At 72.2% G+C, this 26,825-nt stretch carries 21 protein-coding genes; 19 read left to right on the top strand and 2 right to left on the bottom strand.

The features are described from left to right. From BSZ37_RS21950 to BSZ37_RS07825, 4 genes are all read left to right on the top strand, one after another. Positions 1-1,393: efflux RND transporter periplasmic adaptor subunit (locus BSZ37_RS21950; protein ID WP_179299519.1), on the top strand; the 1,393-nt coding region annotated here is incomplete at its 5' end. Continuing rightward, positions 1,393-4,728, top strand: coding sequence for an efflux RND transporter permease subunit (locus BSZ37_RS07815; protein ID WP_095510015.1), 3,336 nt, complete (start codon positions 1,393-1,395; stop codon positions 4,726-4,728). The genes BSZ37_RS21950 and BSZ37_RS07815, both read left to right, overlap by 1 nt. Further along, positions 4,725-5,585 (top strand): M23 family metallopeptidase, encoded by an 861-nt coding sequence (locus BSZ37_RS07820; protein ID WP_095510016.1) that lies wholly within the window; start codon positions 4,725-4,727, stop codon positions 5,583-5,585. Before BSZ37_RS07815 ends, BSZ37_RS07820 begins: the two co-directional genes overlap by 4 nt. Then, a complete protein-coding gene (locus BSZ37_RS07825; protein WP_095510017.1) occupies positions 5,582-6,070 on the top strand; it encodes a cupredoxin domain-containing protein in 489 nt (162 codons plus the stop codon). The genes BSZ37_RS07820 and BSZ37_RS07825 overlap by 4 nt, the downstream gene beginning before the upstream one ends. Before the next feature lie 94 nt (positions 6,071-6,164). Here BSZ37_RS07825 and BSZ37_RS07830 read toward each other — a convergent pair whose 3' ends face one another. Together BSZ37_RS07830 and BSZ37_RS07835 are read right to left on the bottom strand one after the other, a co-directional pair. Further along, positions 6,165-6,671 (bottom strand): LexA family protein, encoded by a 507-nt coding sequence (locus BSZ37_RS07830; protein WP_095510018.1) that lies wholly within the window; start codon positions 6,669-6,671, stop codon positions 6,165-6,167. Between the two features lie 177 nt (positions 6,672-6,848). Then, the gene (locus tag BSZ37_RS07835; protein WP_095510019.1) at positions 6,849-7,106 is read right to left on the bottom strand and encodes a hypothetical protein; all 258 of its coding nucleotides are present in this window, start codon (positions 7,104-7,106) and stop codon (positions 6,849-6,851) included. 641 nt (positions 7,107-7,747) lie between these two features. Here BSZ37_RS07835 and BSZ37_RS07840 point away from each other — a divergent pair. From BSZ37_RS07840 to BSZ37_RS07910, 15 genes are all read left to right on the top strand, one after another. Next, positions 7,748-8,056, top strand: coding sequence for a hypothetical protein (locus tag BSZ37_RS07840; RefSeq protein ID WP_143537591.1), 309 nt, complete (start codon positions 7,748-7,750; stop codon positions 8,054-8,056). 260 nt (positions 8,057-8,316) lie between these two features. Beyond that, the gene (locus BSZ37_RS07845; RefSeq protein WP_095510021.1) at positions 8,317-8,838 is read left to right on the top strand and encodes a hypothetical protein; all 522 of its coding nucleotides are present in this window, start codon (positions 8,317-8,319) and stop codon (positions 8,836-8,838) included. Between the two features lie 248 nt (positions 8,839-9,086). Then, positions 9,087-10,013 (top strand): DUF6166 domain-containing protein, encoded by a 927-nt coding sequence (locus tag BSZ37_RS07850; RefSeq protein ID WP_095510022.1) that lies wholly within the window; start codon positions 9,087-9,089, stop codon positions 10,011-10,013. A 77-nt stretch (positions 10,014-10,090) separates the two neighbouring features. Beyond that, on the top strand, positions 10,091-11,005 hold the full coding sequence (locus BSZ37_RS07855; protein WP_095510023.1) for an ArdC-like ssDNA-binding domain-containing protein: 915 nt from the start codon (positions 10,091-10,093) through the stop codon (positions 11,003-11,005). Positions 11,006-11,112: 107 nt separating this feature from the next. Then, positions 11,113-11,673: a JAB domain-containing protein gene (locus BSZ37_RS07860; protein ID WP_179299520.1), complete on the top strand. Its 561-nt coding sequence runs from the start codon at positions 11,113-11,115 to the stop codon at positions 11,671-11,673. 197 nt (positions 11,674-11,870) lie between these two features. Beyond that, positions 11,871-12,596, top strand: a complete 726-nt coding sequence (locus BSZ37_RS07865) for an HNH endonuclease signature motif containing protein (RefSeq protein ID WP_179299521.1) — start codon at positions 11,871-11,873, stop codon at positions 12,594-12,596. A 153-nt stretch (positions 12,597-12,749) separates the two neighbouring features. Beyond that, positions 12,750-13,328, top strand: a complete 579-nt coding sequence (locus tag BSZ37_RS07870; protein WP_095510026.1) for a helix-turn-helix domain-containing protein — start codon at positions 12,750-12,752, stop codon at positions 13,326-13,328. A 102-nt stretch (positions 13,329-13,430) separates the two neighbouring features. Next, positions 13,431-13,634, top strand: coding sequence for a hypothetical protein (locus BSZ37_RS07875; protein WP_095510027.1), 204 nt, complete (start codon positions 13,431-13,433; stop codon positions 13,632-13,634). A 911-nt stretch (positions 13,635-14,545) separates the two neighbouring features. Continuing rightward, positions 14,546-16,054 (top strand): hypothetical protein, encoded by a 1,509-nt coding sequence (locus BSZ37_RS21480; RefSeq protein ID WP_143537592.1) that lies wholly within the window; start codon positions 14,546-14,548, stop codon positions 16,052-16,054. A 4-nt stretch (positions 16,055-16,058) separates the two neighbouring features. Beyond that, positions 16,059-16,535, top strand: coding sequence for an HNH endonuclease (locus BSZ37_RS07885; RefSeq protein ID WP_095510029.1), 477 nt, complete (start codon positions 16,059-16,061; stop codon positions 16,533-16,535). Positions 16,536-16,692: 157 nt separating this feature from the next. Next, a complete protein-coding gene (locus tag BSZ37_RS07890) occupies positions 16,693-20,076 on the top strand; it encodes a helicase-related protein (RefSeq protein ID WP_095510030.1) in 3,384 nt (1,127 codons plus the stop codon). Beyond that, positions 20,073-24,059, top strand: coding sequence for an ATP-binding protein (locus BSZ37_RS07895; RefSeq protein WP_095510031.1), 3,987 nt, complete (start codon positions 20,073-20,075; stop codon positions 24,057-24,059). The genes BSZ37_RS07890 and BSZ37_RS07895 overlap by 4 nt, the downstream gene beginning before the upstream one ends. Continuing rightward, a complete protein-coding gene (locus BSZ37_RS07900; RefSeq protein WP_095510032.1) occupies positions 24,059-24,865 on the top strand; it encodes a hypothetical protein in 807 nt (268 codons plus the stop codon). Before BSZ37_RS07895 ends, BSZ37_RS07900 begins: the two co-directional genes overlap by 1 nt. A 127-nt stretch (positions 24,866-24,992) precedes the next feature. Further along, on the top strand, positions 24,993-25,667 hold the full coding sequence (locus tag BSZ37_RS21485; protein WP_143537593.1) for a hypothetical protein: 675 nt from the start codon (positions 24,993-24,995) through the stop codon (positions 25,665-25,667). Between the two features lie 117 nt (positions 25,668-25,784). Then, positions 25,785-26,738, top strand: a complete 954-nt coding sequence (locus tag BSZ37_RS07910; RefSeq protein ID WP_179299522.1) for an endonuclease NucS domain-containing protein — start codon at positions 25,785-25,787, stop codon at positions 26,736-26,738. Positions 26,739-26,825: the final 87 nt, after the last annotated feature.

Consider the following 26,825-nt stretch of genomic DNA (forward strand, 5'->3'; position numbering starts at 1 on the left):
AGAGGCCCCCGGCGACGGCTCCGACCCGGCCGACGTCTACGCCGAGACGCCGCCGAGCCCCGAGCGACGCCGCCGCGCCCTCTGGGCCGGCCTCGCCCTCCTCGTGCTCGTGACGGCCGTCGGCCTCACGTGGACGCTCGCGCGCGGCGACTCGTCCGACGCCGTCGCCGAGGCCCCGCCCGCTGCGCCGCTCGGCACCGCGAACGAGGAGGCCGTCGAGGGCGGCCTCGCCCAGTACGACCTCAACGGCGACGGCGTCGTCTACCAGTCCGGGATGCACCCCTACATCGTCCAGGACGAGCCCGGCACGTGCCCCGTCTGCGGGATGGACCTCGAGCCTGTGCCGGTGAGCGGAGCGCCCGCCGGGACCGTCGAGATCGACCCGGTCACGCTCCAGAACATCGGCGTCCGGACGGCCGTCGTCCAGGAGCGCCAGCTCGAGCGGACCCTCCGCACGACCGGCACCTTCGAAGCCCAGGACGCCGCCCGCGAAACGGTAACGCTCCGCGTCGGCGGGTTCGTCGAGCGGCTCTACGTCGACACCGAGGGCCAGCGGATCCGCCAGGGCCAGCCGCTCCTCGAGATCTACAGCCCCGAGCTCGTGTCGACGCAGCAGGAGCTGCTGCTGGCGGTCCGCAACCGCCAGCTCCTCGGCGGCGGCGACGGGGCCGACCGGCTCGTCGAGGCGGCCCGGACGCGCCTCCGCCTCTTCGGACTGGGACCCCAGCAGATCGCCCGGGTCGAGCAGAGCGGGACCATCCAGGAGCGGATCACGCTCTTCGCGCCCGCCTCGGGCACGGTCCAGAACAAGCGGATCGTCGAGGGCATGCAGGCGACGCCCGGCATGCCGCTCATGGACATCGTCGACTTCGGCGCGCTCTACCTCCAGGTCGACGTCCCCGAGCGCGACCTCGGGTGGGTCAGCCGCGGCACGCGCGGCGTCGTGACGCTGGCGGCGCTCCCGGGCGAGGAGCTCCGCGGCCGCGTCGACTACGTCTACGACACGCTCGACCCGGCCACGCGGACCGGCACGGCCCGGATCACGGTCCCCAACGCCGGGGGCCGCCTCCGGCCGGGGATGTTCGCGACGGCCACGCTCTACGGCGACCTCTCGGCCGTCGGCCCGGTCGTGCCCGCCGAGGCCGTCGTCCGCGACGGCGACGGGGCCGCGGTCATCCTCGCCCTCGGCGAGGGCCGCTTCCGCCCGCAGCCCGTCACGCTCGGCGAGGAGTCCGACGGGCTCGTCCGCGTCCTCTCCGGCCTGTCGGCGGGCGAGCGCGTGGTCACGAGCGCCCAGTTCCTCATCGACTCCGAGGCCCGCCTCGCGGCCTCGCTCGGGGCCATGACCGGCGGGATGGGGACGGCGGACACCGACGACTTCCCCACCGAGTGATGCGCGGTCCCAATGCAAGAGACGGCGCGCTCGAGCGGCTCATCGAGTGGAGCGCCGAGAACCGGCTCCTCGTCGGCCTCGTGACGCTCATGGTCGCCGGGCTCGGCGCGTGGGCCACGCTCACCACGCCCGTCGACGCCATCCCGGACCTCTCGGACGTCCAGGTCATCATCCGGACCGAGTACGCCGGCCAGGGCCCGCAGATCGTCGAGGAGCAGGTGACCTACCCGCTCACCTCGGCCATGCTCTCGGTCCCGGGCGCGCAGACCGTCCGGGGCTACTCCATGTTCGGGACGAGCTTCGTCTACGTCATCTTCGAGGACGGGACCGACCTCTATTGGGCCCGCTCCCGCGTCCTCGAGTACCTCTCCCAGGTCCAGGACCGGCTCCCGGACGCCGCCAGCCCCGCGCTCGGACCCGACGCGACGGGCGTCGGCTGGGTGTACCAGTACAGCCTGCGCGACACGACGGGGCAGTACGACCTCGCGCAGCTCCGGTCCGTCCAGGACTTCTACCTCCGCTACGAGCTCCAGGCCGTCGAGGGTGTCGCCGAGGTGGCGACGGTCGGCGGGTTCGAGAAGCAGTACCAGGTCGTCGTCGACCCCCAGGCGCTCGCGGCCTACGGCGTCCCCATCGGGCAGGTCGCCGACGCGCTCCGGCGCTCGAACCGCGACGTGGGCGGGCGACTCCTCGAGCTCGGCGAGCGCGAGTTCATCGTCCGCGGGAAGGGCTACCTCACCGGCCTCGACGACATCCGGCAGGTCGTCGTCAAGGCCGAGGGCGGGACGCCCGTGACCGTCGGGCAGATCGCCGAGGTCCGCCTCGGCCCCGAGATCCGGCGCGGGATCGCCGATGTCAACGGCGAGGGCGAGGTCGTCGGCGGCATCGTGGTCATGCGGAGCGGAGAGAACGCCCAGGCGACGATCGACGCGGTGAAGGAGCGGATCGCCGAGGTCTCGTCCGGCCTCCCGCCCGGCGTCGAAGTCGTCACCGAGTACGACCGCTCCGAGCTCATCGCGAGCGCCGTCTCGGCGCTCGCGACGACGATCTGGGAGGAGATGCTGGTCGTGGCCCTCGTGGTCATCGTGTTCCTGCTCCACGTCCGGAGCGCGTTCGTGGCCCTCGTGACGGTCCCGGTCGGCATCCTGATCGCGCTCGGGATCATGCGGCTCCTCGGCATCAACGCCAACATCATGAGCCTCGGTGGCATCGCCATCGCCATCGGCGTGATGGTCGACGCCTCGCTCGTCATGGTCGAGAACGCCCACAAGCACATCGAGCGGGCGCGCGAGGCCAAGCGCGCCGCTGGCGGGGCCGGCGACGGGGCAGCGCCCTCTGGCGACCCACCCGCGCTGGCGGACTCGGAGCGGGTCCGGGCGGTCATCGAGGCGGCCAAGGAGGTCGGCCCGTCGCTCTTCTTCGCGCTCCTCATCGTGACGGTCAGCTTCCTGCCCGTGTTCACGCTGGAGGCCGTCGAGGGCCGCCTCTTCCGGCCGCTCGCGCTCACCAAGACGTTCTCGATGGCCGCCGCCTCGGTCCTCGCCGTGACCCTCGTCCCGGCGCTCATGGTCGTGTTCGTCAAGGGGAAGATCCGGAGCGAGCGCGACAACCCCGTCGCCCGCGTCTTCCTCCGCGCCTACCGGCCCGTCATCCGCGGCACGCTCCGCCACCCGAAGGCCGTGCTCGTTGTCGGGTTCGCGCTCCTCTTCGCGACGCTCCTCCCGGTCCAGCGGCTCCTCCTGGGCGAGACCTACGTGCCGTTCCCCCAGATCGGGTCCGAGTTCATGCCGCCGCTGTGGGAGGGCGACATGCTCTACATGCCGACGACGCTCCCGGGCGTCTCGCCGCAGGGGGCGAAGGAGATCCTCCAGCGGACCGACCGCATCCTCGCCTCCTTCCCCGAGGTCGAGCGCGTCTTCGGCAAGGTCGGACGGGCCGAGACGGCGACGGACCCGGCCCCGCTCTCGATGCTCGAGACGACCATCATCCTCAAGCCCGAGGACGAATGGCGGGACGGGGTCGACCGCGACAGCCTGACCCGAGCGTTCGACGCGGCCATCCGGTTCCCCGGCCTCACGAACGCCTGGACGATGCCGATCAAGACGCGGATCGACATGCTCGCGACCGGGATCCGGACGCCGGTCGGGGTCAAGATCGCGGGCGAGGACCTGGAGACGCTGGAGCGGCTCGGCGAGCAGGTCGAGCGGGCCGTCTCGGCCCTGCCCGGTACGCGGAGCGCCTACGCCGAGCGCGTCATGGGCGGGAGCTTCCTCGACGTCGAGGTCGACCGCTTCGCCGCGGCCCGCTACGGGCTGACGTCGGGCGACGTGCAGGACGTGCTCCAGGCGGCCGTCGGAGGCATGACGGTCACGACGACCGTCGAGGGCCTCGAGCGCTACGGCGTCAACGTCCGCTACCCGCGCGCCCTCCGCGACGACCTCCCCGCCCTCCAGCAGGTCCTCGTGCCCACGCCCGGCGGCGCGCAGGTCCCTCTCGGCGAGCTGGCGACGTTCGCGTTCGTGAGCGGGCCGCCCATGATCAAGTCGGAGAACGCCCGCCCGAACGCGTGGGTCTACGTCGACCTCGACGAGGGCGCCGACGTCGGGACCTACGTCCAGGACGCCCGCGCGGCGGTCGAGGCGGCGGTCGACCTCCCGCCGGGCTACTCCATCCGGTGGAGCGGCCAGTACGAGTACATGGAGAGGGCCAACCGTCGGCTCGCGGTCCTCGTGCCGATCACGCTCGCCGTCGTGTTCCTCCTCCTGTTCCTCCACTTCCGGAGCGCGGAGGAGGCCCTGCTCCTGATGATCCCGCTCCCGTTCGCGGTCGTCGGCGCGGTCTGGCTCATGCTCGCGCTCGGGTTCAACTTCTCGATCGCCGTCGGCGTCGGGATGATCGCGGTCGCGGGGCTCGCGGCCGAGACCGGCGTCGTCATGCACGTCTACCTCGACGAGGCCGTCGCGCGCTACCGCGAGCGCGGCTGGCTCACGAGCGTCCCCCGCCTCAAGGCGGCCCTGGAAGAAGGCGCCGTGGACCGCGTCCGGCCCAAGCTGATGACGGTCTTCACGACGATCCTCGGCCTCACGCCGGCCATGATCGGGACGGGCACGGGCGCCGAGATCATGCAGCGGATCGCGGCCCCGATGGTCGGGGGGCTCGTGACGTCCACCGTCCACACGCTCGTGATGATCCCGGCGCTCTACGCCGTCGTCCAGGGCCGCCGCCTCCGCCGCCAGCTCCGCGACGCCCCGGGCGGCGACGGCCGGGCGGACGGCCTCGCGCTCGAGCCGCTCGCGCCCGCCGCCCGCGCCCACGACGCCCCGCCCGCGCCATGACGCCGCCGCTCCGTCTGGCGGCCGTCGTGGCCGCCCTCCTCGCCTCGGGCTTCACGGCCGAGCGCCTGGTCTCCCAGGGCCGCACCGCTACGCCTGCGCCGGAGTTCGTCGCCGCCCCGCGGGCAGACGCACGGGCCGAGCGCGTGGCACCACCTGTCGCGCCGCCCGACGCCCCCAAGTCGACCCCCAGCCCGATGTGGGCCGCGCGTGCGCGCCTCCCGATGGGGCCCGTCCAGGGGCCGGTCAGCTCGCCGTTCGGCCCCCGCGTGCACCCCGTCTCGGGCCGTGCCGGCCACCACGACGGCGTCGACCTCGCGGTCCCGGCGGGCACGGCCGTCTGGACCGTCGCGCCGGGGACGGTCCGCTCGGTGGGCCGCCAGCGCGGCTACGGGCTCGTCGTCGAGATCGACCACCCCGATGGCATCGGCGGGAGCGAGCCCGTCCGCACGCGCTACGCCCACCTCGCCTCCGTCGACGACGCGCTCCGTCCCGGCCTCCTCGTCGGCCGCGGTGTCGCCCTCGGCGCGAGCGGCGGGAGGCCGGGCCGCGACGGCGTCTCGACGGGCGCGCACCTCCACTTCGAGGTCCGTGACGCCGACGGGCGACCACTCGACCCCGCCCGGTTCGTCCTCCTGCCCCAGACCGCCGCGCCCGCCCCCCGCTGGTCCGGCCCGTGGCCGAGCGATCCCGCGCCGACCCCGGACCCCGCGACCACCTCCGCCAGCCCCGCGTCAGCGGAGACCCCTGGCCGTGCCGAGGCGGACTCCGCCCACGCGCCCGACGCCGACCTCCCCGAGGTCGCGCTCCCCGAGTACCCCACCCTCACCCCGTTCACTCCCACCCCCCACACCCCATGACCCGCTTCCTCCTCCCGCTCCTCCTCGCCGCCCCGCTCGCCCTCGCCGCCTGCGGCGACGCCGACACCGACGAGGTCGCCGACATGCCCGCGATGGGCGCCGAGGCCACCGACGAGACGCACGAGATGCCCGACGGCACCGTGATGGACGGCGCCGAGCACGAGCACATGGCCTCCGCCGACGGCGAGGCCACCCAGCCCCAGCTCGTCGACGGCGTCCAGGTCGTCGAGGTTGAGGCCGGCCGGATGGGCTACCAGCCCCGCCAGATCGCCCTCGAGGCCGGCGTCCCCGCCCGCCTCGTCGTCACGCGGACCGTCGAGGACGAGTGCTCGTCCCAGATCACGCTCCCGGCCTACGACGTCCCCACGACGGACCTCCCGCTCGGCGAGCCCGTCGCCATCGAGTTCACGCCGACGGAAGCCGGCGAGGTCCAGTTCGTCTGCGGCATGGACATGCAGCGCGGGACGATCGCAGTCGTCTCGTAGAGGCCGCCTCCGGTCGTTCCATAGCGTCCCCTTCGTAACTGCTGAGGGCGATGTCGATACGCGCCGTTATCGGGCTTGGGCTTCCCAGCAGGCCTTACGCAGCGACACGCCGGAGCCCCTTCCCGGCCGGGAGGTGGAACCCGACGTGGCTCGTGACGACGCCCCACACGACGAGGTCCTGCCCGTCCCGGAGCTCGATCGGCTCGTGCTCCGGGTTCGCCGCCAGCAGCACGACCCGGCCGCCCCGCCGGACGTACCGCTTGACGGTCAGCTCGCCGTCGACGGCCGCCACGACGATCATCCCCGACTCCGGCTCGACGGCCCGGTCGACGACGAGGACGTCGCCGTCGCGGATCCCCTCGTCCCGCATCGACCACCCCTCGGCCCGGCAGAAGAACACGCTCGGCGACGAGGCCCCGAGGAGGTCGCGCATGTCCAGCTCGCCCTCGCGGTAGTCGTCGGCCGGGCTGGGGAACCCGGCGGCGACGGCCGAGGCGAAGAACGGGAGCCACGGGCCGGGCGGGAGGTCGGCCGCCGTCCCGATGACGGTGACGCGGCCGTGGGGCGGGTCGTCGGGTGGGGGGGAGAGCGCGAGGGGCATGTGGGTAGGAGAGGGAGCCGGACGCAAAGGAGCGAGGTCCCCCGTGACACACCGGGTGTCGCACGGCCTGAGAGCGCCGGGGTGGCCCTCAGGCGCCGTCCGGGCTGCGTCTGGGAGGGGAGGGCCACACGTCGTCCCCGCGCGCTCAGGGGCGCTGAGAGGGCCCAGACTGGACGCCTACGTCGGCCTCACCCGCCGGCCCCCACGCGGACGACGTCGGCCCACGTCTGCCAGCACGAGGAGGACGCCCGTGACGACTCCGCCCACGAAGCAAGGGCGGACGCCGGTCCGCCCCCATTCGAGCCCGCGGTCGGGGCGGACGATGGACCGGAGGACGCCGGCCGAGCGGGGGAGGCCGTCCCACTCCATCTCGTCGGCGATCCGGTCGAGGTCGTCGCGGGCGGCCTCGGTGAGTCCTCTCGAGCGGTCGGTCATCGTCGTCGGGGTTGGGGGCAGAGAGGGGCCAGGCGACCACCACCGCGCCGGCCCCTGCCGATGGCCGGCGCGACAGGCACGCCGGTCGGGGCCCAAGACCGGGAAGCGCCCACGATCTAACCCTGCTCCACGTCCCGGCGTCCACCACCGCGGGTGGGCCGTCGCGACGTTGACGACGGTCGGGTACGGCGACGTGTGCCCAGTCACGGCTGGCGTTCACCGTCCTCGTTGTCGGCCTCGGCGTGGTAGCCGTCCCGACCGCGCTCGTCTCCTCCGCGCCCACGGAGGTCCTCCGCGAGGAGCCCGAGCGGGACGGAGGGCGACCGGGGAGCCCCGAAGCCCCACAGGCCTGAGCTAGCGGGGGCCCTATTGACGGCCTCCCCGCCCGGTCCCAAACCCGGCGCGGCGTCCGAGCGCCCACTCCGAGTCCGCTGCCCACGCGGGACGACGTTCCGAGGCCCCCGGGTCGTTTCCTGAGCGTCCGTCCCTGACCACCGACGGCGGGTCCGCCACCGAGGCCCGGTCTCCACACCTCTGGAGGCCGGGCCTCTTCTCGTATCCGGCCGCGACGCCGAGTCCGGTCGGCCATCATCAACGGCGAACACGTGTTCGCCACCGCCACGGCTGAGGTGCCGTGCGCCATGACCCCACCCACACCCCAGGCCGAGGTCCGCCCGGCCTCCATGCCGGCCGACGACCGGCACGCTGCCCCGTCCGTCGTCCCGCTCCTCCGGCTCCGCGGCCACGACCGCGAGCCGGTCCCGCCCGAGGCCTGCCTCCTCGGACCCCGCTGCCTCGTCTGCCGCTGGCGACGCGAGGGGCTCCTCGACCGAGCCGAGGTCGGCCCGCCGACCGGCGTGAATCGGCGCCCAGGGCCCGATCAGCCGCTCGGAAAGAGCGGGGTCCGAGGTCCCCTCCGGCTCCCGTGCGCCCCCCAGAAAGGGCCGTAGGAGCCCAGAAAGCGCACAAACGCCCGCCATGCGCCGAGTCCCCTGAGGGGCCGGCGTACAACAAACGCCACCCCCCGGCCGACGCCGGGCCCCATCCGCGGGCCCGCCCTGCCACCCCCCTCGCTCACGTCGAGCGACGCCCGCGCGGAGGCGCGCGGGCCCGCCGCCCGTCGGCGGCATCCCCACCGCCCGTGCCCACCCAGACTCGCTGGGCGAGGTGCGCGCGGCCTTTACACCGGCCTGAGAGGGCCATCCCCATCATGTCCAGCTACAACCTTCCCGGCTACGGCGACGCCTGCCTCTGCGGGAGCTACGGCCCCTGCCGATGCCCGCCCGAGCCCGACGCCGACGCGTACCACCAGGCGTCGTACGAGGCCGGCTACGGCCACTGCACGGCCGACGGCTACGACGAGCGCCCGCTGACCGAGTGGGTCTACCGAACCGGGTACCGCGTCCGCTACGACCGCGGTCCCGACGGGCGCCCGCGCGCGACGCACGTCATGACGGCGCTTCGGTTCGCCGCGTTCACGTGGCGCCACGGCCACCGGTCCGAGGCGGCCTACTCCGTGTGGTTCGAGCGCCAGTACAGGTTCGACCTCGCGTCGTACCTCATGGGCTACGACGACGCGGGGGCCGGCCTGCCGAGCGCGGTCGACGATCCCGAGCGCCACCGGCTCTGCGCCGAGGCCCTCGACGCATACGAGCCCATGCCCGACCTCTACGACGAGCGGCTCGGCCCATGGCCGGCCCCGGCCGAGGTCGACGACGGGCTCCCGTTCTAGACAGCTGTCTAGTCACCGACTGCGGCGCCCGCCGCGACGGGCCACGGCCCGGGCTCCCAGAGAGCCGAATGGGCCGGTCACCGGCCCCCATCACACGACGCCCGCCCCGAGAGATCGAGGCGGGCGTCGCCATGTCTGGCCGGTCGGCCAGATCGCCGAGCCGGGAGGGTCCCGGCCGGCTTCACGGCGCACACGCTGCTCCAACAGCGCGGCGCCTCAACCACGACAGGGGAAGAGGTCCCCACGTCATGTCGAACACCCACGATACCACTCACGCCGTACGCCACACGTCCGGCACGCACACTACTCCTGACGAGGCCCACGCGGCCGAGGTCGCCGCGCAGGCCGGCCGGTGGCTCGCCTTCGCGACCGAGCGGTCCCGGATGCGCCCGGGCACGCTCCTCGCGAAGGCGCTCGCCTCGGCCACGTTCAGCACGCTCCACCGGGCCTCGTCGCTCGCCGTGCCGAGCAAGCTCGTCGGCACGGCGAAGCACCAGCGCGCGCTGTGGGCCCTCGTCCGGGACCCGGCCGATCCGTGGGCCGAACTGCGCTTGGGCGTCACGAACGAGGCGATCACCGCGAGCCTCGGCGACGAGGCCCTCGGGTCAGTCCAGGCCAAGCACGTTCCCTGGGTCCGCCCGCTCGTCCCGTTCGGCCTCACGGCCCACCTCGCCCGCGTGACCGGGAGCGAGACCGAGGGGTACACGCTCGGCGCCAACGTCGTCCTCGGCCACGTCGGCCGCGCGCTCGACCGGCTCCTCGACGCGCTCGGCGGGGCGGACGGTCCGTCCGCCGGCGGCGACGGCGCGACCGCCGAGCCTCCGCCTGCCTCGCTCCGCCTCGTTGTCCGGCCCGAGGCCGACGTCCTCCGACCGGGCTACGACGCCCAGGACGTCGTCCTCTACCGGCACCTCGACGGGACGGCCTGCGCCTCCGTCGCCCACATCCCAAGGCACTCGCCGACCGGGATCGAATGGGGCTACGCGGGCTCCGGCCCGGCCGACCTCGCCCGGTCCGTCCTCCTCGCGCTGACCGACGAGCCGACGGCCGAGGCGCTCTACCAGGCCTTCAAGGCGGAGGTCATCGCCCGCGTCCCCCACGCCGGCGGGGTCCTCCGCGCGGCCGACGTCCGGGCCTGGGTCGCCGCCCAGACCGACCGCCCGACGGCCGCCTAGCTCACTTCTATCCACCGACCGAGAGGCCGGCGCTCCCACCGCGGGGCGCCGGCCTCTCTCCATTTCAGCCAACTCCCATGACCAAGAACACACCCGCCCCGAACCAGCTCGCCCTCGGGCTCACGACGCCCGTCCTCTCGGCCGCCCAGCGCGACGCCCGGCCCGACCGACAGACCCGCCTCGACGCCGCGAAGGCCGTCCTCGCCCGCGGGCTCGCTGGCGTCCGCGACGACCCGAAGGCTCTGGAGGCCTACCTCGCCTTCCGCGCCCGCTTCCACGACTACAGCCCCCGGAACACCATGCTCATCTTCCTCCAGCGCCCGACGGCGAAGTACTGCATGGGCTTCCGGTCGTGGACGAAGCACGGGCGCCGGGTCCGGAAGGGCGAGCGCGGGATCACGGTCCTCGCGCCGATCCTCCGCCGGCCCACGACCGAGGAGGTCGCGGTCGGACACGACCCCGACGACCGGGTCCCGGCCGGCTTCCGGACGGCGACGACGTTCGATTACCTCCAGACGGAGGCGACCCGCGACGACGCGCTCGTCTACACGCCGCCGATCCCCCGTCTCGACGCCGACGGGCCCGACGGCCTGCTGGCTCGCCTTGAGGCCACCGCACGGGCCCTCGGCTACACGGTGACCTACACCGAGGCCGGGTACGCCGACGGCCGGTGCCGCTTCGCGGACCGCGTCATCCAGGTCCGCCCTCAGCTCTCGGGGTCCGACCAGTGCGCGGCCCTTTGCCACGAGCTCGCACACGCCGTGGCCCACACGGGGGACCGGGAGACGACGAGGGCCTCGAAGGAGCTCCAAGCGGAGGGAGCGGCCTACGTCGCGCTCGCCGCGCTCGGGCTCGACACGGCCCGGGCGAGCCTGCCCTACCTCAAGGGATGGGGCGACGACGAGCGGATGGCCGCGGAGCTCGACGCGATCGACCGGATCGCCGGCCGGCTCCTCGCGCTCGTCGACCACGCGACGAAGGTCCCCAGCTAGGGCTCCCCACGCCGGGCGCGCTGCCCGGCATCCCACACTTCCGACCACCGACCGACAGGCCGGGCTCCCTCTGCGGGGCCCGGCCTGTCGTCGTCTCCGACATCCCCATGACTACCAACCAAGCCCATCACACGAACACGTGTTCGTCCTCCACGCGCCCCGAGCCGACCGGCCTCGGGCGCACGCTCGACCTGTTCACCCTGCCCGTCGATCCTCCACTGATCGACATGCCTCGCCTCGACGTCCCCGTCTTCTCCGTCCGCCTCGTCCGGGAGCGGAGCCACGAGACGGCCGTCGTCCGGACCCCAGCCGACGCCGCTCGACTCTGCTGCGAGCTCCTCGACGGGTTCGACCGGGAGGTCTTCCTCGCCGTCGCGCTCTCGACGTCCAGCCGCGTCATCGGCGCCCACGTCTGCCACGTCGGGACGGTCGACGCGAGCGTGGCCAGCCCGCGCGAGGTCTTCCGGTTCTGCTTGTTGTGCAACGCCCGGTCGGTCCTCGTCGCCCACAACCACCCGTCGGGGAGCCTCGAGCCGTCGCGGGCCGACGTGGTCGTGAGCAAGCAGCTCAAGGCGGCCGGAGAGGCCGTCGGCGTCGGGCTCGTCGACTCGCTCGTTGTCGGCTACGACGGACGGTACACGTCGCTCGTCGATCGGGGACTTCTGTGACAAAGCGTTGACGGGGGCGGCGCAAACGACCCCGGAGACGGCCGGCCGGCCCGGCTCGAACGGTCTCCACTCCATGATGCGCCCTTGAGGCCTTAGGGGTCCTCAGTGGGTGAAGCGTGATGGGCGATTTGCGTGGCCCGGGAGGCCTCGTGACCGTCCCCTTGCGTCATGATATCGGCCCCACCAGGAGAACCACCGTGCCCGACCTGTCGACCGTCCCCACTCCCATCGCGCTCGCCGCCCTCCTCCGACCCGGCGAGCGGGCCCTCCGCATCCCCGGTGCCTCCCGGTATTGGGCCACCGACCGCGGCCGCGTGTTCTCGACCGCGCGCGGCCTCCGTGAGATCAGGCCCTATGCCAAGCCGTCCAAGCGGTACCTCCAAGTGGACGTCTGGTTCGACGGCCCGGACGGGACGACCCGGAGGCGCGTCGTGTTCGTCCACGTCCTCGTCATGAGCGCGTTCGTCGGGCCCCGGCCGACCACGCCCGGCGTGGCCTACGACGTCGACCACGTCGACGGCGACCGACAGAACAACCGGATCGCCAACCTCCGCTACATCCCGAAGGCCGAGAACGTCGGGCGCGCGATGCGCTCGGCGGCCCGGGACGGCCGTCACCCGACGGCGAAGCTCTCGCCGGCCGACGTCTGGACGCTCCGGTGCCGGGCCCACGACGAGGGGACGGCGCCGGTCGTGGCGGACGCGGCCGACGAGCTCGGCATGTCCGTCGCCGCCGTCCGCGCGGCGATCTCGGGCCGGTCCTGGCGGTGGGTCCCCGACCCGTCGGACCGCCCCGGCGTGGAGGCGCTCGCCCGCTCGCTGGGGGTCGACGCCGACGAGGCCCGCCGTCTCCTCGACCTGTCGCCGTTCGTGCGCCCAGCCGTCCGCGTGATCCCGTTCCGGTCGGCCTCCCAGGCCGCGTGACCGTAATCGGTGGCCGGCCAAACACCGGCGTGGTCGCCTGAGCTGATGCCCACAGCGGGAGTGCACAGCTGTGCACTCCAGGCGGGCGTTCGCGGAGAATCTAACCCCCCACAGTCCCCGTGGTGCTATCTTACCACGTGAGCCCGTAGCCCTATGACTTACCGTTCCAACGACGCCGAAGTCGGCCGCCTCGCCCGCTTGCTCCGGGAGGAGCTCGGGCTCTCGCTGGCCGAGACCGGGGCGAGGATCGGGGCCGACCGGTCGAACCTGAGTAAGGCCGAGCGGGGCTTCCCGGGGTTCGGCTCGATCGCCCGCCGCGCGCTCGAGGAGCTCGCCGTGCTCCGGGAGGTGGAGAAGGGGAAGGGGCCTGAGGACGTCGTCCGGCGGCGGTCGCGCGTCCGCGTCGTCGTCCAACTCCCGCGGGTCGTCGACGACCTCGTCGACCGGCTCCGCGAGCCCGACCGCGGGGCCCGGTTCCTCGCGCTCCGCGAGGCGTTCGGGCGTGAGGGGATCGACGTCGCCCGCGACCCCGACCGACCGTCGGCCGCGGCGATAGGGGCACACGGCACCGTCGACCTCGACACCCTCGTCGTCCGGCTCGCAAGAGCGGACGGGGCCCGCTCGCTCCTCGCGTACCAGGGCCCGCGCGAGCCCCACCGCCTCCACGAGCACATCGACCGGTTCGCCGAGCGCGTGCTCGACCTCATCCCACCCCAGAACCGACCCCACTAACGCCAGGGGGCCAGCAGGTTGCAGCTGCTGGCCCCCACGCATGGCACCTGCCGAGTCATCACTAGACAGCCGGTCTCCGCACTGCGGGGACGAGGTCCTACCATGCCCGACACCGACGCGGAGCCCGACGCCCGGTTCCATCCGACCACGACGCTCGACACGACCAATCCGCCGGTCGGCGAGCCCCTCAGCCCGAGGCCCGCGGGCCGCCGGCGGGCGCGTATGGAGGCCCCTGGCAGGCCCGCCGTGAAGGCCGTCACGCGGCGCCCGGACTGGCCGCGCCCCGGCCACAGCCCCGAGGACTGATGGCCGCCACGAACGAGGGCCGCCCCGTCCCGACGCCCCGCGGGAACGCCCGTCGGAGTGGGGACCGGCGAAAGCCGCGCGAGGACGTCCAGCGTGAGAGGCTGGCGCGCGCCCAGGCGGCCTCCGAGATCGAAGAGAGCGTGTACGTCGAGGTTCGGGGCGACCCGAGCCGTTGGCAACTGGAGGTCGCGTACACCGTCGATGGATGTCCGGACCTCGTCGCGTTCTACGACGCCGTCCGCGGCCGGTGGCGGCCGAAGGGGGACACCCGATGGCGGGAGGCCCGGACGGTCGTCGCGTTCCTCGACGCGTTCGCGCCCGGAGCCATCCCCGCCGGAGAGAGGCCGTGGCTGCCGGACTACGGATACCTGCACCTGAACGACCCAGGGAGCTGGAACCCCCAACTCGCGGCCCGGCTGGCGGCGCGCGAGGCCCGCCAGCGGGAGTGCGGTGTCCTCGGGTCGGAGCCGAAGCCAACCCAGACCCACCCCCTCCCGCGGGCGGTGGTCCTCACCCCCCGGCGGGAAGGCCCCCCCGCCGCGACGGGCGAACCGTCGACGGGCCCGCCGCCGGAGGCCCCCGAAGGCCCTGCGAAGACCCCGCCGGACAGCGCCGGCACCTCGGACGCCCGCGCGCGCGCGACCCGCCGGTCCGGGCGACCGGGGGACAGGGGTAGGGAGGGGGCCGGCGGGCGGGGCGGCCGGAGGGCAGGGGAGGGGACGCTAGTTGGGGATCTGGAGGTCAGTGGCCGACACCAAACCGACGAGAAGGGGGGCCTACGGGCCGATCCCGAAGCCCAAACCGGGGTGTCACGAAACCCGGAAAGGGTCGAGGCCCCGGCGGGACCGACCGGGTATGTCCCGACGTCGGCCCCCGGCCTCCGGAGCCAACACGACCTCGTCGTCGGCCTCGTGAAGGGGCTCCCCTTCGAGCGTCCCGAGCTCGTCGGGCCGGCCACGAAGCTGCTCGTCCACGTCCTCCGGACGGGCCGCGCCAAGGACGGTTTCTGGGTGCCCGTCAGCTGCCGGCTCATCGAGGAGGCGACCGGCGAACACAACACGTCGGTCGTGTGGCGGCCGCTCGAGGAGGCCGGGGTCCTCGAGGTCCGACCGGAGGACCGCGAGCGCGGGCGCTCCCGGGAGTTCCGCGCTCGGGAGGACGTCGCCGACGAGTTCCTCCGGCTCGGGGCCACGTCGAGCGGGCGGCACGTCGACCTCTACACCGGAAGGCGGTCCCGGACGACGCGCAGGGTCCGCAAGACCTACAGCGACGGGAGGCCCATCCCGACCCTCATCGTCGACGCCCTCGAGGCCCTCGCCGAGAACGGGTGCCCGGTCGACTTGGCGCGGGGCCAGGCGGTCGTCGACCGACGGCGCGCAGAGTACGAGGCCGCTAGAGACGAGTGGACCGCCGCCGGCCGGCCGGAGGAGGGCGACCTAGCGACGGCGTACAGGAGGGCCCGGGGCCGATGGACGACCGACGCCAAGTGCTGGGGGGAGGTCCGCTCCGGTCTCACCGGCGAGCGCGACGGTGTCCACTGGTACCGGCCGGCGTTCGCCCGCGACCCGCAGATGTCCGGGCGTGTCACGGAGCGCGGCGGGCTCCAGAACGCGAGCCGCCTCCTGAAGCACGAGGCGCTCTCGCCGCTCCGGGCGAGCCACGACGTCCGGAACCACGACCTCTCGTCGTCGCAGCCGTGGGGCCTCGTCCAAGAGTTCGAGGACGCGGGGGTCGACACGGCGTGGCTCCTGGAGTATCTCGCGTCGGACAAGGCGGACTTCGCCGAGCGGGCCTTCGGCGACCGGAGCGAGAGGACCGTCCGCCTGCTGAAGGACTCCTTCCTCGCGCTCGTGATGGGGGCCCGGCTCCCGACGTGGCTCGAGGATCGGGTGCCCCACTTCAAGGACGGCGCCCGGGTGAGGCCCGAGCTCCCAGCCATCGCGCGGTACGTCCGCGACCGGTTCGGCGGCGGGGCACCGACGGACGAGGCCCGGCGGGCGCTGGACGGGTTCCGCGCCGTCGTCGCGCCGTTCGTCGCGCGCCGCGACGAGTGGCTCGCCTCGTTGGAGCGCCGGGTCCTCCACGGCGACCTCCGCGTCGGTGGGCGCGGCGGGAACTGGGTCCGGAACGCCGCGGGCGTCACGCTGAACACCGACGCGTACTCGGGGTGGGAGCTCCGGAGCCAGCTGTCCGCTTTCGTGCTTCAGGGACGCGAGTCGAGCTTCATCCATCACCTCACGCTCCTCGGCGAAGACCACGGCTTCGTCCCCGTGTCAGGCCAACACGACGGGCTGGTGACGATCGGCGAGGTGCCCGAGGCGGCCGTCGAGGAGGCGAAGCGGCGGTCGGGGCTCCGCTACGCGGACCTCAGGGAGAAGCGGTACCACCCCGACCTGCCCGTCCCCGGGCTCGACGACTGAGCCCGTGCGACGCGAGACCCTCACCGGCGTGACCGTCGTCGTGGCGGAGACCGACCGGGACCGGTTCTGGTCCCGGGTCGACACGGAGACGACGCCCGACGGGTGCTGGCCGTGGACCGGCGCGCTCAACGCCGAGGGGCGGGGCCGCTTCTCCGCGGCGGGCGTCCGCGACTACGCCTACCGCTGGCCGCTCGTCTTCGACGGCCACCGGTTCGAGCCGGGCGACGAGATCGACCACCTCTGCGACAACCCGGCGTGCGTGCGGCCCGAGCACCTAGAGCTCACCGACCACTTGGGCAACATGCGGGCGATGGGGGAGAGGGAGCGCGGGCCGAGCAAGCTGTCCCGTCGGCAGGCGGACGAGATCCGGGCGCGCCGGTCCGCGGCCGACCGGCCCACGCAGCGCGAACTCGCGGCGGAGTACGGCGTCGACCGGTCGACCGTCTCGCTCATCGAGGCCGGGAAGATCTGGGGCTGGTAGCGCGGCGGGTGCCGCAGGGCGGCCGGCCCCCGTGGGCTCTGTGGCGTCCGGGCGAGCACTGTGAGCGGCGTCATTCGGCGGTCCGAGCGGTGAGTCCGGAGCGACGCCGGGGACGCACGGCTGCGTCTAACTTCACCGGCCGATCGAGCCCTCCGACGTGCCGCGCATCTTCGACAACATCGACCTGGACCTGCTGCCGGACTTGCAGCGGTCCTTGGGCCGATCCGAGCGCGCGGACCTCTGCGTGGGGTACTTCAACCTCCGCGGCTGGCGCCATATCGGGCCCCACGTCGAGGCGGTGGCCGGCGGCGAGGGCCGGCAGTGCCGGATCATCGTCGGGATGCACCGGAGCGAGTCGGGCGAGCTCAAGGAGGCCCTTCGGCTCGACCGCGACGGCGACGGCGTCGACATGGGCGAGGCCGTCCGGCTCAAGCGGCGGCTGGCCGAGGAGTTCAAGGAGCAGCTCACGCTCGGGTCCCCGTCGAACGCCGACGAGCGGGCGCTCCGGCTCCTAGCCCGCCAGCTCGGCGAGGGCAAGGTGACCGTCAAGCTCCACACGCGGTACCGGCTCCACGCCAAGCTCTACCTCTGCCACACGCCGGACAACCCGGTCCTGCCGACCGTCGCCTACCTTGGCTCCAGCAACCTGACGTTCTCGGGGCTCCGCGGCCAGGGCGAACTGAACATCGACGTCCTTGACGGCGACGCCGCGGCGAAGCTGACCCGGTGGTTCGAGGCCCGGTGGGCCGACCGGTTCTGCCTCGACATCAGCGCCGAGCTCCTCGCCCTCATCGAGGAGAGCTGGGCCCGCGATGAGCCCGTCCGGCCGTACCACCTCTACCTCAAGGTGGCCTACCACCTCTCGCAGGAGGCCCGGCTCGGTCTGGCCGAGTTCGCGCTCCCGGACGTGTTCGAGCGCGAGCTGTTCGACTACCAGGCCGCCGCGGTGAGCCTCGCCGCCCGCCACCTCTCGCGCAGGTACGGCGTCCTCCTCGGCGACGTCGTCGGCCTCGGGAAGACGATGATGGCGACGGCCCTCGCCCGGGTCTTCCAGGACGAGATGCGGCTCCGGACGCTCGTCATCTGCCCGAAGAACCTCGTCCGGATGTGGGACGGGTACCGGAGGCGGTACGGGCTCCGCGGCGCCCGCGTCCTCTCCATCACCGAGGTCCTCACGCGGCTCCCCGACCTCGAGCCGTACGACCTCGTCGTGATCGACGAGAGCCACAACCTCCGGAACCGAGAGGGCAAGCGGTACCGGGCCATCCGGGACTACGTCCAGGCCCACGACGCCCGGTGCGTCCTCCTCACGGCCACGCCGTACAACAAGGCCTACGAGGACCTCTCGAACCAGCTCCGCCTGTTCGTCCCGCCGGACCGGGACCTCGGCGTCCGCCCGGAGGCCCTGCTCCGCGAGATCGGCGACGCCCAGTTCGAGCGGAGGTACCAGGTCCAGCCCCGGACACTGGCCGCGTTCGAGAGGAGCCCGCACCCGGACGACTGGCGCGAGCTCATGCGGCTCTTCCTCGTCCGCCGGACCCGGTCGTTCATCAAGGAGCACTACGCGCTCGACGACGGCGGGCGGAGGTACCTCCTCTACCCCGACGGGACGAAGTCGTACTTCCCCGAGCGCGTCCCGCTCAACCTCCCCTACGGCGACGGGCTCGCCGACGACGACGCGGACCCGGCCGCCGCGCTGTACGGCGACGACGCGGTCGACACCGTCGCGGGCCTCCGCCTCCCGCGGTACGGCCTGGGCGCCTACGCCCGCCCGGCCCCGCGGCCGCTCCCGACGCCGGCCGAGGTGGAGGTCCTCGACGGACTCTCGCGGGCCGGCACGCGGCTGGCCGGGTTCACGAAGACGAACCTGTTCAAGCGGCTCGAGTCGAGCGGCCACGCGTTCCTCCTCTCGGTCGAGCGCCACGTCCTCCGGAACTACGTCTACATCCACGCGATCGAGAACGGGCTCCCGCTGCCGATCGGGTCGCAGGACGCCGCGCTCCTCGACCTCGGCCGGAACGACGAGGACGCCGACAGCCTGGCCGCGACGGGCGGCGAGGACCGCGAGGGCGAGGCGCTGGCCGGCGGAGCGCTCCGGGTCGGCCACGCCGCGTTCGAGGGGGCCGCGGCCCGGACGTACGAGGCGTACCGGTCGCTCAACACGCGGCACTTCACGTGGCTCCGGTCCGACCTGTTCGGCCCCGAGCTCGCCCGGGACCTCCGGGCCGACAGCGAGGCGCTCATCGGGCTCCTCGGCCGCGTCGGCGACTGGGACCCCGCGCGCGACCCGAAGCTCGACCGGCTCCGCCGGCTCCTCGTCGAGGACCACCCCGACGAGAAGGTCCTCGTGTTCAGCCAGTTCGCCGACACCGTCGACTACCTCGTCGGGCACCTGCGGGCCGGCGGGGTACAGCGCGTCGTCGGCGTGACGGGGGCGACGGAGGATCCGACGGAGGAGGCCGTCCGGTTCAGCCCCGTCAGCAACGACGCGGCGGTCCCGGCCGACCTCCAGACCCGCGTGCTCGTGACGACCGACGTCCTCTCGGAGGGCCAGAACCTCCAGGACGCCCACGTCGTCGTGAACTACGACCTCCCGTGGGCCATCATCCGGCTCGTCCAGCGTGCCGGCCGCGTCGACCGGATCGGCCAGCAGGCCGAGCGGATCCTGGCGTACTCGTTCCTCCCGGCCGAGGGCGTCGAGCGGATCATCAACCTCCGGGGCCGGGTCCAGCAGCGGCTCGCGGCGAACGACGAGGTCATCGGGTCCGACGAGCTCTTCTTCGAGGACAGCGCCGGCCGGACGTTCCTCCGCGACCTGTACAACGAGAAGGCCGGGGTCCTCGACGACGCGCCGGACGAGGACGTCGACCTCGCGAGCCAGGCCTACCAGATCTGGACCGAGGCGACCGACGAGGACCCGGCGCTCAAGGACGCCGTCGAGGCCCTCCCGCCGGTCGTCTACGCGACGCAGATGGCCGGCCCGGACCGGGAGCCCGGGGCCCTCGTCTACCTCCGGACGGCCGAGGGGTACGACGCGCTGACGTGGGTCAACCGCCGGGGCGAGCGCGTGACCGAGAGCCAGTTCGAGATCCTCCGCGCCGCGCGGTGCGAGCCGGACGCGCCCGCGCTCCCCCGGACGGACGACCACCACGCGCTCGTCGAGAAGGGCGTCCGGGGCCTCCTCCGGGAGGGGGGGAAGCCCGGGGGCCAGCTCGGGCGCCCGTCGAGCGTCCGCGCCCGGACGTACCACCGGCTCAAGGCGTACGCCCGCGAGATCGAGGGGTCGCTGTTCCAGACGCCCGACCTCGACCGGGCCATCGAGGAGGTCTACCGCGCGCCGCTGACCGAGATGGCCGAGGCCACGCTCAAGCGCCACCTCTCGCACGGGCTCGACGGGCGGGCCTTCGCCGGCGCCGTCGCCGAGCTCCGCGACGCGGGCGACCTCGTCCAGCACCTCAACCCCGACGAGGAGGGGACGGCCCAGATCATCTGCTCGGTCGGCCTCGCGCCCGCCGGGTACGCCCCCGCCGACCCCGCATGACCCTCGACCCCCGCCGCGTCCGCCGCCTCCTCGACGCCCACGACTTCGAGGAGCTGTTCCGGGAGGAGCTCGCCTGGAGCCGTCCCGAGCTTCGCGGGGCGAACGAGGTCGAGGCCGCCGGGCGGACCTACACGTGGCGGCAGGTCGCCACGGCCGGCGGCGTCCACGCGTTCGTCGTCGAGTCCGAGGACGGCGGCGTCCCCGACGCCCAGGCCCGGCGCGCGGTCGTGGCCGAGATGGAGCAATTGTTCGGCGAGCCCGTCCTCATCTTCGTCGACGCGGCCCGGACCCGGAGCCTCTGGACCTACGTCCGCCGCGAGGGCGGCAAGCTCGTCGTCCGGTCCCACCTCTACGCGAGGGACCAGCCGGTCGACCTCTTCCTGTCGAAGCTGGCCGGCCTCCTGTTCGAGGTGGCCGACTTCGACGAGGAGGGCCGGCTCCCGCTCCTCAAGGCGACCGAGCGCGTCCGCCGGGCGCTCGACGTCGAGGGCGTCACGAAGAAGTTCTACAGGGCCTTCCAGCGCGAGCACGACGCGCTGATCGCGGCCATCGAGGGGATCCCGGACGAGGGCGACAAGCGGTGGTACGCGTCGGTCCTCCTCACGCGGCTGATGTTCGTGTACTTCCTCCAGAAGAAGGGCTTCCTCGACGGCGGGAACCGGTACTACCTCGAGGACAAGCTGAGGGAGAGCAAGGCGCGGCTGGGCGAGGACTCGTTCTACCAGGGGTACTTCCAGGAGCTCGTCCAGGCCCTCTTCTTCCAGGGGCTCGCGACGCGCGAGGACCAGCGGGACCCCGAGGTCGTCGCCCGGATCGGCCGCGTCCCCTACCTCAACGGCGGCCTCTTCCTCAAGCACGAGGTTGAGCAGCGGTACGACGGCGCGCTCGACGTGCCGGACGAGGCGTTCGAGAGCCTCCTCGACGTGTTCGGCCAGTACGACTGGTACCTCGACCCCGAGGAGCGGCCCGACGGGAGCCGGAGCCGGGACTTCCTCAACCCGGACGTCCTCGGCTACATCTTCGAGAAGTACATCAACCAGAAGGCGTTCGGGGCCTACTACACGCGGCCGGAGATCACGGAGTACCTCTGCGACCGGACGATCGACGGGCTCCTCCTCGACGCCGTCAACGGCCGCCCGGCCGCCGACGCCGCACCGTCCTCGTCGGCCACATCGCCGCACCGGTTCGAGTCGGTCAACGACCTCCTCGTCGGGCTCGACGACCGGCTCTGTGCCCGGCTCCTCTTCGACGTCCTCCCCGGCCTCCGTCTCCTCGACCCGGCGTGCGGGTCCGGCGCGTTCCTCGTGGCCGCGCTCAAGAAGCTCCTCCAGGTCTACCAGGCCGTCGTCGGCCGGGCCAAGCTGTCGTCCGACGGCGACCTCCGAGACTGGATCCGCGACGCCGAGGCCGGCCACCCCTCGCTCGCCTACTTCCTCAAGCGGAAGGTCATCACGGAGAACCTGTTCGGCGTCGACCTCATGGAGGAGGCGACGGAGATCGCGAAGCTCCGGCTGTTCCTCGCGCTCGTCGCCAGCGCGCAGACGGTCGACGAGCTCGAGCCGCTCCCGAACGTCGACTACAACGTGATGGCGGGGAACAGCCTCGTCGGGCTCCTCCAGGTCTCGGGCGAGGACGTCAAGCGGTACGCCCAGAACGACCTGTTCGGTCGGCCGTACCCCGAGCTCGTCCACGACAAGAACGCCAAGACGGAGCGGTACCGGAGGGCGACGGGGCTCGACCCCACGGTCGACCTCCAGCGGACGCGCGACGAGATCCAGGCGCTCCGGGCCGAGGCCCAGCCCCGGCTCGACCACGTCCTCGCGGCGGAGATGGTCGGCCTCGGCGTGAGGTACGAGCGGGCGACGCTCGCCGGCGGGAAGGTCCGGTACGAGAGGGAGGACCTCCGCGTCGACCACGTGGCCGCGCTCGAGCCGTTCCACTGGGGGTTCGAGTTCGCCGAGGTCCTCGCCGGGGGCGGCTTCCACGGGATCCTCGCCAACCCGCCGTGGGACAAGTTGAAGCCCGAGGACAAGGAGTTCTTCATGGCCTACGCCGACGTGGTCACGAAGAACAACATGGCGATCGAGGACTTCCGGAAGGAGAAGAGGGCGCTCATGAAGCGGGACGACGTCCGGGCCGCCTACCTCGACTACCTCAGCACCTTCCCGTACCAGAAGTCGTACTTCCGGTCGTCCGCAGACTTCTCGCACCAACGGTCGACGGCCAACGGACGGAAGGTGTCGAGCGACCTCAACCTGTACCAGCTGTTCGTCGAGCGCAGCTGGCGACTCCTCCGACCGGGAGGGCGGTGCGGCATCATCGTGCCGAGCGGGATCTACTCCGACTTGAGCTCGAAAGGCCTCCGCACCATGCTCTTCGAGCAGAGCCGAGTCGACAGCCTGTTCGGCCTCTCGAACGAGCGCTACCTCTTCGACGACGTCCACCATTCGTTCAAGTTCACCGTCCTCACGTTTCAGAGAGACGGTCAAACCGAGGCATTCAACGCGGCCTTCAGGCTCAACCCGCGGGAGGCCGTTGGGAAGGATCGAATCGAGACGTTCCTGACAAGCCCGTCCGAGCACGTCCACATGACGGTCGATTTGGTACGTCGACTCTCACCTCAGAGTCACGCCGTTCTCGAGTTCCGAAACGAGACGGACCGCCAGATCGCCGATACGCTTGCCTTGCACGCCCGTCTCGGTGACGTGGTGCCAGAGGCGTGGTCGGTCTCGTTCCATCGCGAGCTGCACAAGACGGGCGACAGCGACCTCTTCCATTCCACGCCGGCTCCTGGCCGGCTCCCGCTCGTTGAGGGCAAGACGATCCACCAGTACGACCCGTCGTACTCGTCGCCTCAGTATTGGGTCGAGGAAGCTGAGGGCCGGGAGCGGCTTACGAAGCGGGGCACCGTGGACAAGAAGCAGGCGTACGACTATCAGACGTTCCGGCTGACCTTCCGGGATGTGGCTCGAAGCACAGATGAACGAACGACCATCGCGACGCTCCTGCCTCCCGGTCGCTTCTGCGACCACACGGCATCGTTGATCTGGACGCGTGACGTCGATGGCAAGCCGCTCGTCTCGGACGCTGAGCAGCTCTACCTCCTAGCCGTCTTCAACTCTGTCGTCTTCGATTGGCTCATCCGGTTGAAGGTCGGGATGCACCTCAGCTTATTTCTTGTCGAGAGCCAGCCGGTCCCGCGCCTCACCGAGGCGGACCCGGCCTTCCGTCCGATTGTCGAAGCCGCGGCCCGCCTGACGTGCGTCGACGCGGCGTTCGACCCGTTGGCGGCGGAGGTCGGCGTCGAGGGCGAGACGGACCCCTCGGCTCGCGCGGCGCTTCGGGCCGAGCTCGATGCCCGCGTCGCCCACGTGTACGGAGTCACGCGCGAGGAGCTCGGGCACGTCCTCGGCACGTTCCCGCTCGTCGAGGACGAGTACAAGGCGGCGGTGATGGAGGCGTACGGCGTCCTCGCCGACGCTGCCCAGGCTCCCCCCGACGACGCCGACACGGCCCGCGTCGCGGCGGCGGGCGAGTCCGACCGGGTCGAGTTCAAGTCGACGCTCCGGCGCGCGCTGAACCCTCAGGTGCCCGACCGCGTCATCGAGCACGAGGTGCTCAAGACCGTCGCCGCGTTCCTCAACACCGACGGTGGCACGCTCCTCATCGGCGTCGACGACGGTGGTCAACCGCTTGGGCTCGACCACGACGGGTTCGACTCCGACGACCGGATGCTCCTCCACCTAAAGAACATCGTGGAGCGGAGCCTCGGCGTCGCCGCGTTTTCGTCGTTGTCGTTCCGTGTCGTCGATCTCGGCGGCCAACGCGTCCTCCGCGTCGACGCCCGCCCCGCACCGGAGCCGACGTACCTGACCGATAAGGTCGAGTCCGACGCGTTTTACGTGCGCACGGGGCCATCGTCGACCTCGCTCTCGCTTCGACATGCGGTAGGGTACATCGCGCGGACGTTCCCGAGGGACTGATGGGGTATCCGCTCTACCTCATCGACGGTGGGACCGTCTTCACCCAGCTCAAGAAGCGGGTCGCCCGCGCCAAAGCTTCCACGCCCGCTGGGAAGAAGCGCGCGGCCGCCGTCGGTCTGGCGCAGAAGACCGTCCTCGGGCCGATCAGCAATGCAGTCCAAGCAGCGGTTCCGACCGCTGCATCTCGCCGGGTGGCAGCCCTCCCTCGAGATGTGAGTCGGTTCGCCAACCTCCACGTCGACCAGTGGATATCCCACGTCGGGCCCCACGCGTCCCAGTACGCTCGCGAGATCGACCGCCCCCCCGGATCGATCGTCCTGCCGGGAGGGGCGCTCCCGCAGGTCGTGGAGGATCACAAGGCGGACGTGAAGGCCCCGAACCGGGGGATGCTTGGGGTCATCGGCGAGGCGCTTCTGGTCGCCGCCCTCGACGTGCTCGGCCATGGTCGGGACGACTTCGTCCAGCTCAAGATCAGCAACAAGAAGCGGTTTCCCGACTTCGCCATCGTCAACCCGAGCGGCACCTTACAGAGCCTGTTCCCGGCCTCTTCCTTGCCGGTCGACTACCTCCCCGTTGAGGTGAAAGCGAGCGGCAACGGGCGCAAGGTCCGCAAGAACGGGAAGCCGTCCAAGCAACCATCCGTTCTTGGTCCGCTGAAGGAGGCCGCGATGCAGACGCTCAGCTTCTGGAAGACGGTCGACGCCCTCGCGAAGACGAACCGGGGGCCGGGCCCAAGCGTGATCTTCCTCGCCTCCCGGGACCTCTACCGACGGACCTTCAACCTCTTCCTCATCACCGGTCGTTAGGCCGATGGAAGTGCCCCCGCCCCCCGACTCCACTACCCAAGGTGATCCCCCCTCTGGGGGGCTGCTCGGGCCATACTCGAGCACCTACGCGGAGCTGTCCGCCAGCGTAGCCCGAGCCCGGGTTGCGATGTGGGCGTGGGACCTCGAAGGCGCGAGGCTCGTTGTCGCCGAAGCGCTGGAGAGTCACGCAGAAGCGATTGGTCGCTCGTTGGATGTTGCTGATGAGGTCCGCCGTTCCCTAGCGCCTGTTCAGGGGTCCGCTGGCGAAGAGACGCCCGTGGAACCGGCGACGTCAGTTCTTGCGGACCTACCGGGTTCACCCGAGTTCGCCGCAGCCTACGTGCTGAGTGGTCCGGCCGCCGTGCTCGTCCACATGCTCGAACGAGTGGGTTCTCCCAGCGAAACGCCGTCGAGTAGCCCCCCGTCTTCTTTCCGCTTCCGGACGGTGATGGAGTCCGATGGGAGAGTCCGGCTCCGAGGCTACTCGACCTCGGGTGAGCCTTTCGGCCTCGACCAGATCCAGTCAGGACTCACGGGGACGTTCGACACGCCGGGAGTCGTGCTGGTGGCGCCCGACGACGAGGCTCAGTCGGGGTTCTCGGCGCTGTTCCGGTTAGCCGTTGCCGCCCCAGGTCCGCTAGGCACCATGGGCGAACCCGGCTCCACGACGGCTCTGCTGGACGTGGAGGTCCACGGCGACCTGATCGAGGCCCTCTATGTCCCCGTCGATCCGATCGCGGACCCCGCTCTTGTGATCAACAGAATCGCCGCCGTCGCTAGCTCGGCCCTCCCTGAGTCCTAAGACCCGTCCATGCTCATCGACGCGCTCAACCCCGCAGCCCTCGTCCGGGTCCGCGACGCCCTCGCCTCGGTCCCGTCGTTCCCCGAGGCCGAACGGGCGATCGAGGCCCGCCAGCATGTGCTCGATCGGTTCGGACCGACGTTCACCCCCGACCGGGTCGCCACCATTGACGCCGAGGAGTTCCAGGCCTTCCTGGCCTTCAAGAACAACCGGCACTGGACCGGGCTGGAGCGGCAGGGCCCGAAGATCTGCTCAGACATGCCCGCGCTCCGCGAGGCTCTTGGACGCCTCCTCGACGAGTCCCGTCCGATCGGGTTGAGGGCGACCGAGGCGGTCGACATGGTGACCGGGATGGGCCGGGCCATCGCCACGGCTGTCCTCCAGGTCGCGTACCCCGGCGAGTACGGGGTCCTCAACAGCACGTCGGAGGGGGGCATGAGGGCGGTGGGGCTGTGGCCGGAGTTCGCCCGCGGCCTATCGTTCGGAGAGAAGTACGACCGCGTGAACCAGGTTCTGGTCAAGACCACGGCCGAGGTTGGAGTCGACCTCTGGACTCTCGACGCGCTGTGGTACATAGTCCTTCAGTTGGAAACGACCGAGGCCGCCACTCCGGCCCCCGTAGGTGCGCCCAGCGCGGACGCCGAGCCCAACGGGGGAGGTGTCCGGTTCGGGCTTGAGCGTCACCTCCATGACTTCCTCCGCGACAACTGGGACAGCGGCCCCTTCGGGGCCGAGTGGGCTCTCCACGCCGAGCCCGGCGACGACGAGGCCGGGTATGAGTACCCCTGCGACGTCGGCCGCATCGACCTCCTCGCCCGTCATCGGAGGACCAGGGACTGGCTGGTCATCGAGCTGAAGCGGGCCCAGAGCAGCGACCAGACCATCGGGCAGGTTCTCCGCTATGTCGGGTGGGTCGAGGAGCACCTCGCCGAGGACGGAGAAGGAGTCCGGGGCCTCATCGTCGCCCACGACGCCGACCTCGGCCTCCTGTACGCGCTGAGAGGCGCCCACGGGGTTGACCTCAAGCTCTACGAGGTCGAGTTCAACCTCCGGGACGCCCCATCGATCTGACGACACGGTGCTCCAAGTCCGGTCGTCTGGGGATTAGCTTTCCGGCAGGCTCTCAGGCCGACTAACTATCCCCAGCGGTCAACATGC

This window comes from Rubrivirga marina, assembly GCF_002283365.1.
Taxonomy (GTDB): Bacteria; Bacteroidota; Rhodothermia; order Rhodothermales; family Rubricoccaceae; genus Rubrivirga; species Rubrivirga marina.